This window comes from Sorangium sp. So ce367, assembly GCF_051520455.1.
In the GTDB taxonomy this organism is placed as follows: domain Bacteria; phylum Myxococcota_A; class Polyangia; order Polyangiales; family Polyangiaceae; genus Sorangium; species Sorangium cellulosum_B.
This window is the reverse complement of sequence record NZ_CP150334.1, coordinates 10,440,718-10,455,113: the sequence shown is the minus strand read 5'-3', so window position 1 is coordinate 10,455,113 and position 14,396 is coordinate 10,440,718. Positions and strand designations below refer to the sequence as shown.

Sequence of the window (14,396 nt, the reverse complement as noted above, 5' to 3'; positions counted from 1 at the left end):
AAGGCCGCCTCCGCCCTCGTGCGCGTCCCGTTCGCCTTCGCGCGCTCGCGGAGGCGCCGTGAGCTCGCGCGAGTCGCCTGACTCCTGGACCGCCGCGCCGCGGTCGATCCTGGAGGTCATCGAGGACAGCCTCCCCCAGATCGAGGTGCGCCTGCGCCCGCGCGCCATCGCCGCCGTCGTCGCGCGCGTCACGGCCGACCTGGGCGACGAGGAGCACCCGAGGCCCGCGCTGCTCGCCGCGCTCGCCCGGTGCGCCGACGGCGCGGCCGCCGAGGTCGACCGGCTGCGCAGCGCCGAGTCCGCGCTCGTGCTCGCCTACCAGTCGGCCGCCACCCCCGCCGAGCGGCGCGAGCTCCTCGCCCGGCAGCTCCGCGTCTGGGCGCGAGAGCGCGAGCAGCGCGAGAGCAGCGGCGCCGCCTCCCTGCTCGGCTGGGTCGCCGCGCGCCTCGAGCGGGCCGGCGACCTCTCGGCGCTCGGCCGCAGCCTCGACCTCGAGGCGGCCCAGGAGCGCTTCGCCACCGCCATCGCCGACCGCCTCGACGAGATCGAGGTCGCCTACCACGCCCTCACCCACCTCGCGCAGCACCTCGACGACCCGTCCGACGCGGTGCACGTCGCCCGCGACGGCGGCGTCCTCCGGCTCGCCATGGCGCACGCCGAGCCGAGCCGCCCCGCGCCCGTCCGCCGGGCCGCGCTGCTCGCCGCCGTCGCCCTCCTGCACCGCCTCCCGGCGCGCGAGCGGCTCGGCCACCTCGGGCTCGACGCGGCCCGCTCCGTGCTGGCGTGGTCGCGCGGGGTCAACGCGTCCCGCTGGGTGCAGATCGCCGCCCTCGAGATCGGCGTCCTCCTGTTCCCCGACGAGGCGTTCTCCCTGCTGGCCGAGCGCCTCCGCGCGCGCGACGCCGCCGACAAGGACGGCCCCATTTTCCGCCGCAACGCCCTGCGCCTCCTCGGCGCGGCGGCGCGCCCGTCCGCCCCGGTGATCCCGCTCGACCGCGCGGCGCGCCTCGCCGGCGCCCCGCGGGACCCGCGCCGCTGGAACGGCGCGCAGGCCAGCCGCGCCAGCCGGTCGAGCATCGCGCCGGAGGCCGCCGCCTCCGGAGGCGCCCGCGAGGGCGAAGGGCCGCCCGACACGCCCGCGCCCGACTCGGCGCCCCGGCTCAGCGCCGATCCCGCCGCCGGCGCGCCGCCCGCCCGCGTGGCGCCCGCGAGCGCGGACCCGCTCGCCATCGCGCTGCTCGCCCGCGACGACCCGAGCGAGCACGTCCGCCAGGAGCTCGTGCGCCAGCTCGTCGAGCTCGGCGGCGCGGAGGCCCTCACGGCGCTCGTCGAGCTCGCCGAGGGCGACGGGTCGCCTCGCGTCCGCGGGTACGCGCTGCGGGAGCTCTCGCGGCACGCGGCCGACCACGCGGACGCCGCCCCGTTCGCCGAGCGCGCCGTCCGGTTCGCCCTGGCGAAGCCAGGCCCGCCGCTCGCGTCCCGCGCGGCCCTCGAGGCGGTGCGCACGCTCTGCGCCGGGCCCTACGCCCCGCTGCCGCCGGGGACCTTCGTCGAGCTGCTCGCCGAGTTCGCGAGCCGCCCGGCGATCTCGCCGGACCTGTCGGACGAGGCCGCCGCCGCGCTGCGGCTGCTCGAGGTCGAGAGCCGCCCGGTCGCCGAGCACATCCGCCAGACGCTCCTCGCCGCGGCGTCGGAGCTCCTGGAGGGCGAGAGCGCGCCGGTCGAGCTCCCGGCCGACGCCGAGCCCAGGGACGTCGAGCGCGCGCTCGTCGTCGCGTCGCGCGGCGACATGACGTACACGCTGCGGCGCCGCGGCCGGGGACGGTACCTGCTCACGCGCGGCGAGCCGCGCGGCTTCCGCCTCTGGCGGCTCATCCACGAGATGCGCACGCCGATGCCGGACAAGCGCAAGGGGTGGATCCACACGAGCGGCCGCCTGTTCGCGGGCGAGCTCGTCGCGCCGCCGGTCGGCATGGCGGAGGTCACGCCGACGCGCGTGCCGGGCGAGCGCCACGTCTACCCGCCCGTCGGCGGCTGGGGGCAGTTCGTCCCGCGCATCGACGACCTGCTCGCCGCCGCCAGCCTGACCCAGCGCGAGATCCGCCTCATCACGGCGCGCGGCACGGTCACGGTGCGCGGCCCGGCCAAGCTCGCGCACCGGCTGCGCGCCCGCGCCCTGCTCACGCTGCGCTACGACCGCTACGCCCAGGCCCGCATGCGCGCGCTCGTGGCGCAGGAGCCGGCCGAGCAGAAGAAGTTCACGCTGATGACGGGCGAGCTCGGCTTCACGGTCGCGCTCGGCGACACCGGGGGCGAGGTCGAGGGCCGCCCGTACGCGATCGAGCCGCACCTGCCGGGCAAGTACCTCGCGGTCGCGCTGCCGCCTCTGCTCCAGAGCGGCCGCGACTGGCTCGCCGGCCCGTCGGTGCCCGTCTGGATCGACGGCTTCTTCTCGTACCTCGTCTCGCCGGCGGGCAACGTCCCGACGCAGCTCGCGTGGATCGTGTTCCTCGTCCTCGCGTACATGGTGCTGCGGGCCGCGTGGATCGCGGCGCAGATCGAGCGCGCCCGCCGGGGCATCCCGCTCACGATCGGCGGCTGGGGCACGCGCGGCAAGAGCGGCTCGGAGCGGCTCAAGGCCGCGCTGTTCCACGCGCTCCGCTACGACGTCGTCGTGAAGACGACCGGCTGCGAGGCGATGTTCATTCACGCCATGCGCGACCTGCCGGCGCAGGAGATCTTCATCTACCGCCCGTACGACAAGGCCACGATCTGGGAGCAGCGGAACATCCTCACGGCCGGGCGGAACCTCCGCGCCCAGGTGTTCCTGTGGGAGTGCATGGCGCTCCAGCCGCTCTTCGTGGACACGCTCTGCTCCGAGTGGATGCGCGACGAGATCACGACGCTGACGAACGCCTACCCGGATCACGAGGACATCCAGGGCCCGGGGGGCGAGGACGTCGCCCGGGTGATCGCGCGCTTCATGCCCACGGACGGGCTGTCGTTCACGACGGAGGAGCAGATGCTCCCGCTGCTCAAGGACCAGGCGCAGCGGAAGGGGACGAACCTCGTCGCGATCCCGCCGATCGACGCGGACCTCCTGCCGGTCGATCTCCTCGATCGGCTCCCGTACCAGGAGCACCCGCGCAACGTGGCGCTGGTGCTGGCGCTCGCAGACCATTTCGGCGTCGATCGCGAGTTCGCGCTTGTCGAGATCGCAGATCACGTGATCCTCGATCTCGGCGTCTTGAAGACGTACCCGACGGTGCAGTACCGGGGGCGGAAGCTCACGTTCTCGAACGGGATGAGCGCGAACGAGCGCGCCGGGTTCATGTCGAACTGGACGCGGCTCGCGTTCGACAAGCACGACATGGACGCGACGCCCGGCAAGGCGACGGTGATGGTTGTGAACAACCGCGCGGACCGGGTCGCGCGGTCGCGCGTGTTCGCGCAGATCATCGTGGAGGACATCGGGGTCGATCACGTGGTGCTGATCAACTCGAACCTCGGCGGGATGATGCAGTTCATCACCGAGGGGCTCGACGCGCGGCTCCGGGACATGGTGATCACGGGCGACGGGGGCAAGGAGCGCGCGCTCGAGCGCTTCGACGAGCAGATGAAGAAGCTGGGCGTCCCGGCGCGGGCGGGCGCCTTCGAGGAGGATCTCACCCGGATGCTGCGCGCGCTGCCCGCGATCGACGAGGCCGCGGCGGCGGCGATCGTGGGCGGCCCCGGGGTCGCGGGGAAGAAGGGGGAGCCCGAGGCGATCGAGGCGGCGGTGAAGCAGGCCCTGGAGGCGCACGCGCCGCCGGCGGGCGAGGACGACATCCGCCCGGACATCGTCCACCACGCGGCGCGGCTGTCGCGCCGCCTCGCCCGCCGCGACAAGGCGCGCGCCGAGGTGGAGGCGGCGCTGTCGCGGGGCGCGGACGCCGAGGCCAACCAGGCGTTCCGCGCGGCGTTCCGCGAGCTGTGCCTCGATCGCATCGCGGTGCTGTGGAACGCCGACGCGAAGGGCGACAAGGTCATCGACTTCATCACGCGCGAGATCCCGCCGGGGTTCGACGCGCGGCTGATGGGGTCGCAGAACATCAAGGGGACCGGGCTCGACTTCGTCTACCGGTGGCTCTCGATGGATCGCGTGAGGACCGCGATCGAGCGGATGCAGAGCAACGCGTCGGCGCGGCGCGAGGTGCTGACGTTCTTCCTGTCGTACTCGGATTTCGGCCTGATCGATCTGCGCGAGGCGCTCGCCGCGACGCGCGCGGCGAAGGAGCAGGGCGGCGCCGGGTGGGCGGAGCACGCGAACCTGATCGACGGTGCGATCCGCAGGCTCGAGGCGCTCGACAAGGAGAAGACGGCGGCGCTCGTGGTGACGGGCAAGACGGGGGTCGGGACGAAGGTGCTGCTCCGGGTAGAGCAGTTCGTCGATCACATGGACTCGGTGCGCCGGACGCGGTGGGCGAAGATCGTGATGGACGACCTGTTCGCGATGCGCATCGGCCACGGCCAGGCCGCGCTGCTGCTGCGGGAGATCGTGGGCCGTCAGAAGGGCGGCTGGCTGGCGAAGGATCTCGCCAAGTGGGTGGAGAAGCGCAGGGCGTGGCTGGAGAGCCGCCGGAAGAAGCAGCCGAAGAAGGCCGAGCCAGCCGCGCCGGCGGGGGCGGCGGCGGAATCAGGATAGGGGCGTAGGGGGAGTAGGGGGGTAGGGGGGTAGGGGAGGGCGCGCCGGGGGCGCAGGGCGGGCGGCAGGCGGGGCGCCTCGCCCCCGGGGCGCGGATACCCTAAGCTGTCCGTCAGATCAGATGGGACATCCTGCCAGGCGCACCGGCCTCTCGCCCGCGGAGTACCTCGCGTTCGAGCGGGCTTCCGAGCAGAAGCACGAGTACGCGAACGGCGAGATCTTCGCGATGTCGGGCTGCACCCGGGCGCACAGCCTGCTGGCCGGGAACCTCCAGCGCGAGCTTGGCAATGCGCTGCTCGAGCGCGCCTGCGAGGTCCACACCTCCGACATGCGCGTCAAGATCACGCCCACGGGGCGCTACGTGTATCCGGATGCGTCCGTCGTCTGTGGCGATCCCGTGTTCGAGGACGCGGAGGTCGACACGCTCCTCAACCCGAACGTCATCGTCGAGGTGCTCTCCGATTCGTCGGAGGCCTACGATCGCGGCGACAAGTTCGCGCAGTACCGGAGCGTCCCCTCGATCGCGGAGTATGTGCTCGTCTCCCAGAAGGAGGTGCGCATCGAGCACTTCCAGCGGCAGCCGGACGGCCGGTGGCTGCTGTCCATCCTGGGTCCCGGCACGCAGCTCGAGCTCGAGTCGGTCGGCGTCGTCATCGACGTCGATCGCGTCTACCTCAAGGTGCCGCTCGCTCCCTCCGCGAGCGATTGAGCTGTGCGCCTCGAGAGGCGCCGAGCGCATTCTCGATCTCCGCGAGGCGCTCGCCGCGGTGCGCGCGGCCAGGGAGCAGGGCGGCGCCGTGGGGTGGAAGCGTGCTATCCTCACAAGCCGTGATGGCTGGCGCCGCCGTTGCTCGGGACAGCTCGGACCGCCTCAGCGATGAGGCGTGGCTGGAGCTCGCCGAGGACGAGCCGGGCGAGCTCGTCGGCGGCGTGCTCGTGGAGGAAGAGGTGCCGGACTGGATCCACGAGACCGCCGTCATGTGGCTCATCCGGGTGCTCGGCGCGTGGGCGGCGGCCCGCGGCGGCTTCGTGGCCGGCTCGGAGCTCAAGTACCTCCTCCGCAAGGGCAGCGGCCGCAAGCCGGACGTCTCCATGGTGCTGCCCGGGCAGAGGCCCCCGCCGCGGCGCGGGCCCATGCGGCGCCCGCCGGACGTGATGGTCGAGGTGGTCTCGCCTCGGCCGCGCGATGTCCACCGCGACCGCATCGAGAAGCTGCGCGAGTATGCGGCGTTCGGCGTGCGCTGGTACTGGCTGCTCGATCCGGCGACGAGGATGCTGGAGATCTACGAGCTCGGCCCGGACGGGCGCTACGTGTGGGCGCAGGGGGCCGCGGGCGGGCGCGTCGAGGCGGTGCCTGGGTGCGACGGGCTGGTGGTCGACCTGGACGAGCTCTGGGGCGAGCTCGACCGGCTGGGGGACGAGGAGCCGGCCGAGTAGCGTTCTCCGGCTCAGCCACTGGCCGGGTCGTTCCACGAACCAGGGACGAGTTCGGGCGAAACATCGACTCGGCGGGTAATCCCAGCTGAACAATGCGGCCCTTGTCGTCGCCTGGTGGCAGGCCGAGCAGCTGCCATGCAGCGCGGGGAAAAGTTCAGCTGGCGGGCTCGATGTGGGAGAGGATCCCCTCCAGCGCCTCGACAGCGAGCATCGGGAGCCGCACCGAAACGGCGGTGGAGATCGCGGTGAGCGCCGGGTTGATCTCGATGGTCGGAACCCCGGAGTGCGCGGCCTCCAGGACCGGCCTCGTGATGTAGGGGAACAGGCTCGATGTCCCGATCGAGACGACCACGTCGAAGCCCCGCGCGAGCTCCCGCCGGAGGATCTCGACCTTCTCCAGGGGGAGCATCTCCCCGAAGAGGACGACATCGGGCCTGAGCACGGCGTCGCACGCCGGGCAGCGCGGGCACGGGGCGAGCTCCGCGTAATCGTCGACGTGCGCCTCGTAGGGGCAGCGCGTGCAGAGGATGCGGTGGAGATCTCCGTGGATGTCGATGACGTTCGTGGAGCCTGCGCTGCGGTGAAACCCGTCGACGTTCTGGGTGAGCACCCAGCAGCGCGCGAGGCGGCGCTCGATCCGGGCGATCGCCCCGTGCGCTGCGTTGAGCCGCGCGCCGCGGCACGCGCGCTCGATCTGGTGGACGTACTTCCACGTGACCTCGGGGCGCCGCTGGAACATCTCGCCCGAGAGCGCCTCCTCGATGGCGATCCCCTCGTCGGTCGCCTTCTCGCTGTAGAGCCCTCCGATCCCGCGGTAGGTGGGGATGCCAGAGGCCGCGGAGACCCCCGCGCCGGTGATGAAGAGGGCTGAGCGGGCCGAGGCCAGGAGCGCGCTTGCTCGTTCGATCGACATCGGGCGCCCAGTCTACCCGTGTCGCCCGGGCTCGCGCCTGCGGATTGGCCAGGGGCGGGAGCGGGGGGTGCGCGAGCGCCGGCGCGAGGCTGGCGATGGTCGGCCGCGGCCGCGCCGTCCGGGCCCGTGGCCCGGTGCGCTGGCCGCGGCCGCCGCGGACCCGGCCTACAGGCTCTTCCCGTCGAATTTCATGGTCTTGAGCGTGTCGATATCGACGTCGTCCAGGCAGCGGACGTTGATGGCGCACATCTCCTGTCCGTTGGGACCGACTCCCCGCGCGAACGACTCGACGCCGCAGATCGAGCAGAACACATGGTGAATGACCTTCTTGTTGAACTGGTAGTCGGTGAGAACGTCTCCACCTTCCTTGAGCGTGAGCTGGTCCACCGGCGCGAAGGCCAGCATCGCGCCCAGCTTCGAACAGCGGGAGCAGTTGCACATGACCACGGGACTGCTCAGGTCCACCTTGACCTCGTAGCGAACCTTCCCGCAGTGACAGCCGCCTGTATAGGTCTTGATCTCGGTCATGCGCGCATGGTGCCACAACGAGCTGGCTGCGTGACGCAAAAATGCGATATGTCGCGGCGGGCTACGCGGGTCACGCGGGCCACGTCTGCGCAAAAGATGTTCCGCGCCGAGGCATCGCAGCGGCAGGTCGCCGGCGCCGGTCTCGGTCGCGCTACATTGCATTCTGTCGGAAACTTTTCTCGGCTCAGGCTGTCGAACGACGCCGCTTCTCGGCGAGGGGCCGTGCCCCGCCTACTGCTCCTCGTAGTTCCACGTCAGCCCGCCATCGACGAAGTACGTCGAGCCGGTCACGTAATCGGCGTCCGCCGAGGCGAGGAACACGGCGAGCCCGGCCACGTCCTCCGGCTTTCCCAGGCGGCCCAGCGGGATCTGCTCGAGCAGCGCGCCTAGCTTGTCGCGATCCTTGAGCAGAGCGGCATTGATCTCCGTCTCGATCGCGCCCGGCGCGATGGCGTTCACGGTGATCCCGGTGCCGCGCAGCTCCACGGCGAGCGTGCGCGTGAGCATGCGGACACCGCCCTTGCTGGCGCAGTACGACGCGAAGTGGGGAAACGGGAGATCCTCGTGGACCGAGCTGATGTTGATGATCTTGCCGGGCCGCCCCGCCTCGCGCAGGTGACGGACCATCGCCTGGCTCCCGAAGAACACCGCTTTGAGGTTGGTGTTCATGACCGCATCGTAGTCCTCCTCGGTCACCTCCCAGAACGGCGCCCGCTTCTCGAGTCCCGCGTTGTTGACGAGCACGTCCAGCCGCCCGAAGCGCGCGATGGCCTCCTGGATGAGCCCTTGGACGCTCTGGACGGAGGCGACGTCGACGGCGAACAGATGACCTCGCCTTCCTGCGGCCTCGACCTCTGCGAGGGCTTCCTCGGCGCCCTCCTTGCTCTTGTGGTACGTGAGCGCCACGTCGGCGCCTTCCCGGGCGAACCGGACAGCGATGCTGCGGCCGATGCCCCGGCTGCTCCCTGTGACCAGCGCGATCTTGCCTTGCAGTCTCATGGGGACCTCCTGTCTTCACGAGCATTGTGTCCACCACGAGCCGTGTGCGCACCGCGCCCCACGCGGATCGCAAGGAGATAGAATACCGCGCATGCGCATCGCCTCCCTGCTGCCGTCCGCGACCGAGATCGTCTGCGCGCTGGGCGCGCAGAGCGAGCTCGTCGGTGTCTCTCACGAGTGCGACTTCCCCGAGGGGCTGACCGGCCTCCCGGTGCTCACGCGCCCGCGGCTCAGGCCGGCGCGCTCCAGCCGGGAGATCGACGCCGCGGTCCGCGACGTCCTCCGGGACGCGCTCGCGGTCTACGACATCGACATGGACGCGCTCCGGGAGGCGCGGCCGGACGTGATCGTGACGCAGGACCTCTGCGACGTCTGCGCGGTCTCGTTCGATGACGTCCGCGCGGCCGTCGCCCGCCTTGCGCGGCACGACGTGCGCATCATCAACCTGCACCCGACGCGGCTCGACGACATCTGGGCCGACATTCGCCGCGTCGCGGAGGGGATCGGCCGCGCGGCGGGCGGCGAGGCGCTCGTCGAGCGGCTGCGCGCGCGCGTCGCCGCCGTCGCCGCGCGCGCGGCCGCGGCGCCGGGCAGGCCGCGCGTGCTCGCGGTCGAGTGGATCGAGCCTGTCATGATCGGCGGCACGTGGATGCCGGAGCTCATCACCCTCGCGGGCGGGGAACCCCTCGTGACGCGACCCGGCGAGCACGCGCCCACGCTCTCGCCGGCCGCGCTCGCCGCGCTCGATCCCGACGTGGTGATGATCAAGCCGTGCGGCTTCACCCTCGAGCGCACGCTCGATGAGCTCGATCTCCTCCCCCGTGTGCTGCCCTGGGCGACGTACCGGGCCGTGGCGCAGGGCCGCGTGTACCTTGCTGACGGCAACGCCTTCTTCAATCGCCCTGGTCCCCGCATCGTGGAGTCGCTCGAGATCCTCGCGGCCTGCGCTCATCCGGCCCTGTTTGCCGACGCGCGCCGCGCGCATGCCCGGTCGGTGGTGCGGATCGACGCGGAGCTCCGGCGGCACGCCTTCGAAGACGAGTGACCCCGGCGCTCGACGCCTGCGGCTGCTCTACCGTGTTTCTATCGTGTGGCTCGACCGGCCGCCCTGGACGCCGGCGGGCGCGCCGCCTGCCGCGCCGAGTCGAGCTCCTTGCGGAGCGCCGCGAGCTCACGCTCGAGGGCGGCGATCTGCTTCTGCTGCATCTGGATCGCTGCCACGGCCATGCTCGTGTACCCGTACAGGTCGACGTGGTCGCCGTCGCTCGCGACCGCCGGGCTCGCCGGATTGTCGTCGATGATGAACCCGAGACGCTCGCGGCCGTGCTCGCCCTCGTGGTTGTAACGCCAGGTCGCGAGCGGCGTGGCGACGAGCTCATCGCGCACGCGCGCGAGCTCGGTCTCCTGCAGGTACTGGATATCGTGCTTGTACCGGGCGCGGGATCTCGGGCAACCCTCCGGCCGCTGCCTCGGATCGTCGCTCGTGCAGAGCAGCTGGGCGTTGCAGTCGTTCGCGGGATCGCACGTCGCGTCCGGCGCGGCGCACGGCTCGCCCTCCTTCTCGTCGGTGCATGGCTTCACCCCGTCGCGGGGCCGGTGCCCGCTGCATACCGGATCGCCGCACGTGAGATACCACCTCAGCTCCTCCGCCCCGCCGCCGGTGCCAGCGCCTGCGCCGCCGCTGCCATCCCCCGTGCCGCCGGTGCCGGCGCCCGCTCCGCCGGTGCCAGCGCCCGAGCCGCCGGTGCCAGCGCCCGAGCCGCCGCTGCCATCCCCCGTGCCGCCGGCGCCAGCGTCCGCGCCGCCGCTGCCCGCGTTCGCACCGCCGCTTCCGCTGTCCCCTCCGCCCGAATTGCAGCCTGCCGCTGCGGCGAACGCGAGCGCGCAGAGGAGCGCCATCGTCCCTGTACCGTGAATGCGCATGAGAGACCTCCTTGGAACGACTGTCCCTGACCCATCAGGGAGGATGTCGAACAAGGGCAGGAGGCGGCAAGAACCGTGCGCTGTCCGCCGTCTCCGCTTTCGCAGCGCGGGTGCTCGCTCCTCGGGTACCCTGGGCGGCATGTCTCCACGTCCCGCGCTGGCGTCTTTCGCTCTCGTGGCGGGCATCGTGCTGCTCCTGGGCGGCACTGCGCACGCGGCCTGCGTCCTTGCCGGCGTCGCGAAGAAGGGCGTTATTCCACACGCGGATCGGGCTGCTCATCTCGCCTTCATCAGCCTCGCCCAGTGGACCGCAGGCGCGCTCGATGTGCTCGCCGCCCGCGGGCTGCGGCGAGGCGAGCCGTGGACGCGCGGGCCGCTGACGATCTCGGGGCTCCTCGTGATCGGCTGGGCAGGCGTGGCGCTTCCGCTGCTCCTCGATGTCTCGCTGACATTGCGGGCGATGCTCGCCCTCTACGCGGCCGCGCACCTCGGCATGCTGGTGGCCCTGTGGGGCTCGCGAGGAGCTCGCCTGGACGTCAGCGCGCGTCCCTGACCGACAGCGGCGCGCGCCCGGCTCACCCGCCGAGGCGCCGCTCGCCGGGCCGGCGCGAGGCCCAGACTCAGTGTTTGCCGAGGCGCTTCACCTCTCGCCCTGCGAGCAGCGCGTGCGCTTCCGCCAGCACCTCGGGGATGCGGTGCCGCTGCGGCGCGCCCGCGAGGGCCTGCGCGAGGTCGAGCTCCCGCACGCGATCGGCGCGGTTCCCCGGGAACCAGTGGTCGCCGCTGCCGAGGAGGTTGTACCGCATCTTGCCGTAAGCCGTCATGTCGAGCGCGCGGGCGAGGTTGTACAGCCGCAGGATCTCGCGGATGTTGACGTGCCCGGGGACGGCTTCCCAGTCGGGGAGGCCGACGTGCCATGTGTCGCGCCACGCGCGGCCGAGCACCCGCTCGAGCTCTTCGTCGATCCTGCGCAGGATCGGCGCCAGCGCGGCCTGCGCGGCGCCCTCGCGGTCGAGCAGCGGCAAGACCTTCATGTGCTCGTCGAAGTCGGACGGGCGCGCCGCCCCGACGCTGATCGTGTGGACCTCGGGGCGAGCGAGGCAGAAGAGGTCGTTGAACACGATGGGCGAGAGCGGGTCGCAGAGCCGCACGAGCTTGTCGCTCGGCTCGTACAGCTTGCCCCCCTTGTCGGTGGGGCTGATGATGAAGACCCCCATGTCCTGCTCGGCCGCAGCCTGGATGGCAGGCCAGGCGAGCTGATTCACGTAGTACCAGTGCAGGTTGACGTAATCGCAGCGGCCGTCCTGCACCATGGCGGTGATCACGCGCGGCGCCGCGTGCGTCGAGAACCCCACCGCGCGCACGCGGCCTTGCCGCTTCAGCTCGAGCGCGGCGTCCAGGCAGCCACCTTTGCGCAGCGACCACGAGAGGCGCGTCTCGTCGTTGACCCCGTGGAGGGCGAACAGGTCGACGTGATCGAGGCGGAGGAGCTTCATCGACCGCTCGAACGTCGCAAGGAACTTCGCTGGATCCGCCTCGGGGCTGACCTTCGTCTGAACGATGAGCCGCTCGCGCGGCAGCGTCGGCAGGATCTTCCCGAGCTGCTCCTCGCTCGTGCCGTACCCTCGCGCGGTCTCGATATGATAGATGCCGAGCTCGAGCGCCCGCTCGATGCACGCCTCGAGGTTGCGCTGGCTCGCGGGCGAGACGGGGTCCTTGTCGTTCCAGGATTGCTGGTACCGCATCCCTCCGCACGAAAGGACAGGCATCTTGATCTCGGTGCGACCGAAGCGGCGGTAGAGCACGCGTGTTGACCTCAGGCTTGGAAGGATGGCTTACCGCAGGGTGCCACTCTTCCGCAGGCGCCGCAACGCGAGGAGGGCGAACGGCGAGGCGAGCGTCAGCAGCCGCCACGGAGACCCGCCGCGGGGGTCGCCGGCGTCGACGGCGCAACCGCCGCTGTCCGCTCCTCCCTCGTCCGGCGCGCCGCCGCCCGCGGATCCCGCAGAGGCAACGGCGCCGCCGGCGCTGCCAGCGCTTGCCGCGCTGCCAGCGCTCACGGCCGTGCCGGCGCCCGTCCCGCTGCTGCACGTGCCGCTCGGGCAGCCCTCGCCGGGCGCGCAGAGGCCTGGGTCCTCGTCGACCTCGCCGTCGCAGTCGTCGTCGAGCGCGTTGCACACCTCGGCGCTCGGCTCGCCGGGCGTGCACGACCCGGGGGCGCACGCGGTCGCTTCGCGCGCGCACATCCCGACGCCGCACACCTCCCGCACGCCCTCGTCGATGCGGCCGTCGCAGTCGTCGTCGGCGAGATTGCATGTCTCGGTCGCGTCCGGGTGGACGTCAGGGGACCTGTCGTTGCAGTCGTTGGAGCTCGGCGCGTACCCCTCGGGGGGGCACTTCGCCGTGACCGTCGCGCCGAAGAACGAGCCATAGCCGTCGCCGTCGGCGTCTTCATACTGCGTTGAGATCTCGAGCTCCTCGTCGATCTCTCCATCGCAGTCGTCGTCGGTCTCGTTGCAGGCTTCATCCTGATCGGGATGGATGTTGACGCTGTAGTCGTCGCAATCGCCGCCGCGCTCGGCGTGATCGGCCGGCCGGGTGCAATCGACCCTGGGCACGCTGGAGTCGCCGTATCCGTCGGCGTCGCGATCGAGGTAATACGTCGTCCCGGCGCATCCGTAGGCAAACGCCGTGTCGGCGGACGAAGCGCCGTCTCCGCGCGGGCCGTTGTCGCCGTTGGCCGCGAGGGCCCACACCCGGACGACGACCCCGCCCGGCGCGCCCGGCGCGATCCACTGCGCGTCGAAGCGGACGGCCCCGCCGCTCGCCCGCTTCGGCGCGTCGTGGACGAGCTGGTGCTCGTCGATGAGCTTGGTGCCTTGACCGTTGATGGGCGAGAGCCGACCTGTCTCGGTGAGGAGATAGATGCCCCCGGCGTTGATGTTGGCAGACCGGATCTGCACCTGCAGAGTCACCGTCTCGCCGGCCGCCGGGTTCTTGGGGCTATAGTCGATGGTGATATCTGGCTCCGCGCCGCCGGTGTGGCAGCCGTTGCACCCCTCCACCGCGAGCCCGGCGCGGCGGGCGTGGGCCTGCGGCGCAGCCAGGGTGGTCAAGAGGGCCAAGCTCACCGGGAGGACCGGTGAAATAAGCGATGTACTTCGCATGCGCCTCGCCGCGCAGCCCAGGCTCGCGAGCTCCGCGCGCTCCGCTGCGACGCTCAGGGATAGCTGCCCTCGCCGGGTGCGACAAGTGCATTTGCACGGAGTGTAAACTTGCGCCGTGACCATCCAGAGATGCTGTTTTTCGACGTTTCTCGGACGGCGGTTGTCGCGAAGTGCATTCGCCGCTCGCTGCGGCGCGTTATCCGGATTCGAGCCGAACGTGCTGCGGCCTTGTCACATCGCAGACGACACCGTGGTACTTGAGCAGCCCTTCATCGAGCGTCACCACGGTCGCATCCGCGCGGCGGGCGGCCCACAGATACACGAGGTCGGTCGCGTTGGCGAAGGGCCGGCGGCCGCGCATGCGCCTCGTCAGCTGGTCGAGGAACTCCGTGATGGCGCCCGCGTCCTCGGGCGCGACCAGCTCGATCGCGAGGCCTCCCAGCGGGCTCGCGGCCGCGGGCGCGGCTCGCCGCGACATCGCGAGCCGTTGCTCGGCGACGTACACCTCCAGCCATAGCTCGGGCGGCGCGAGCACGCGCGCCGCGCCGGCGGCCACGGCGGCGCGGGCGCGATCGAGGAAGGCGAGCGCGTCCGCGTGCCCGGGCTCTTGGGGCTTCATCGAGGCGATGGCGACGGAGCTATCGAGAACGATCCGCATGAGGCCTCCTCGGGACGGACGCACCATCGCACCGCTCCAGATCTGCCCGGCGGTCCGGGTGCTTTGGTGACATCGAGACCCGGTATC

12 protein-coding genes are annotated in these 14,396 nt (G+C 71.8%); 5 read left to right on the top strand and 7 right to left on the bottom strand.

Features of this window, described 5'->3' with window-relative positions:
- Positions 1 to 58 precede the first annotated feature (58 nt).
- The 3 genes from WME97_RS39620 to WME97_RS39610 all read left to right on the top strand — a co-directional run bounded on the left by WME97_RS39620 (position 59) and on the right by WME97_RS39610 (position 6,121).
- Positions 59 to 4,684 carry a capsule biosynthesis protein CapB gene (locus tag WME97_RS39620; protein WP_437545441.1) on the top strand — a complete coding sequence of 1,542 codons (4,626 nt, stop codon included), beginning with the start codon at positions 59 to 61 and terminating at the stop codon, positions 4,682 to 4,684.
- A gap of 121 nt (positions 4,685 to 4,805) precedes the next feature.
- Positions 4,806 to 5,393 (top strand): Uma2 family endonuclease, encoded by a 588-nt coding sequence (locus WME97_RS39615; RefSeq protein ID WP_437545439.1) that lies wholly within the window; start codon positions 4,806 to 4,808, stop codon positions 5,391 to 5,393.
- A gap of 122 nt (positions 5,394 to 5,515) precedes the next feature.
- The gene (locus WME97_RS39610; protein ID WP_437555579.1) at positions 5,516 to 6,121 is read left to right on the top strand and encodes a Uma2 family endonuclease; all 606 of its coding nucleotides are present in this window, start codon (positions 5,516 to 5,518) and stop codon (positions 6,119 to 6,121) included.
- A 154-nt stretch (positions 6,122 to 6,275) separates the two neighbouring features.
- Here the strand turns inward: WME97_RS39610 and WME97_RS39605 are convergent, their stop codons facing one another.
- The 3 genes from WME97_RS39605 to WME97_RS39595 form a co-directional block, all read right to left on the bottom strand.
- Complete coding sequence (locus tag WME97_RS39605) at positions 6,276 to 7,034, bottom strand: NAD-dependent deacylase (protein ID WP_437545437.1); 759 nt, start codon at positions 7,032 to 7,034, stop codon at positions 6,276 to 6,278.
- A gap of 165 nt (positions 7,035 to 7,199) precedes the next feature.
- Positions 7,200 to 7,562, bottom strand: coding sequence for a GFA family protein (locus WME97_RS39600; protein ID WP_437545435.1), 363 nt, complete (start codon positions 7,560 to 7,562; stop codon positions 7,200 to 7,202).
- A 231-nt stretch (positions 7,563 to 7,793) separates the two neighbouring features.
- On the bottom strand, positions 7,794 to 8,561 hold the full coding sequence (locus WME97_RS39595; RefSeq protein WP_437545433.1) for an SDR family NAD(P)-dependent oxidoreductase: 768 nt from the start codon (positions 8,559 to 8,561) through the stop codon (positions 7,794 to 7,796).
- 91 nt (positions 8,562 to 8,652) lie between these two features.
- Between WME97_RS39595 and WME97_RS39590 the strand changes: the two genes are divergently transcribed.
- Positions 8,653 to 9,606 carry an ABC transporter substrate-binding protein gene (locus WME97_RS39590; RefSeq protein ID WP_437545431.1) on the top strand — a complete coding sequence of 318 codons (954 nt, stop codon included), beginning with the start codon at positions 8,653 to 8,655 and terminating at the stop codon, positions 9,604 to 9,606.
- 38 nt (positions 9,607 to 9,644) lie between these two features.
- On the opposite strand, the gene WME97_RS39585 is transcribed toward WME97_RS39590, so the two are convergent.
- Positions 9,645 to 10,484, bottom strand: a complete 840-nt coding sequence (locus tag WME97_RS39585; protein WP_437545429.1) for a hypothetical protein — start codon at positions 10,482 to 10,484, stop codon at positions 9,645 to 9,647.
- 139 nt (positions 10,485 to 10,623) lie between these two features.
- Here WME97_RS39585 and WME97_RS39580 point away from each other — a divergent pair, with 139 nt between their 5' ends.
- Positions 10,624 to 11,037 (top strand): hypothetical protein, encoded by a 414-nt coding sequence (locus tag WME97_RS39580; RefSeq protein ID WP_437545427.1) that lies wholly within the window; start codon positions 10,624 to 10,626, stop codon positions 11,035 to 11,037.
- Between the two features lie 67 nt (positions 11,038 to 11,104).
- On the opposite strand, the gene WME97_RS39575 is transcribed toward WME97_RS39580, so the two are convergent.
- The 3 genes from WME97_RS39575 to WME97_RS39565 all read right to left on the bottom strand — a co-directional run bounded on the left by WME97_RS39575 (position 11,105) and on the right by WME97_RS39565 (position 14,309).
- Entirely contained in the window at positions 11,105 to 12,289 is a 1,185-nt protein-coding gene (locus tag WME97_RS39575) for an aldo/keto reductase (RefSeq protein ID WP_437545425.1), read from the bottom strand.
- 30 nt (positions 12,290 to 12,319) lie between these two features.
- Positions 12,320 to 13,600 carry a putative metal-binding motif-containing protein gene (locus WME97_RS39570; RefSeq protein ID WP_437545423.1) on the bottom strand — a complete coding sequence of 427 codons (1,281 nt, stop codon included), beginning with the start codon at positions 13,598 to 13,600 and terminating at the stop codon, positions 12,320 to 12,322.
- A gap of 247 nt (positions 13,601 to 13,847) precedes the next feature.
- A complete protein-coding gene (locus WME97_RS39565; RefSeq protein WP_437545421.1) occupies positions 13,848 to 14,309 on the bottom strand; it encodes a PIN domain-containing protein in 462 nt (153 codons plus the stop codon).
- Positions 14,310 to 14,396: the final 87 nt, after the last annotated feature.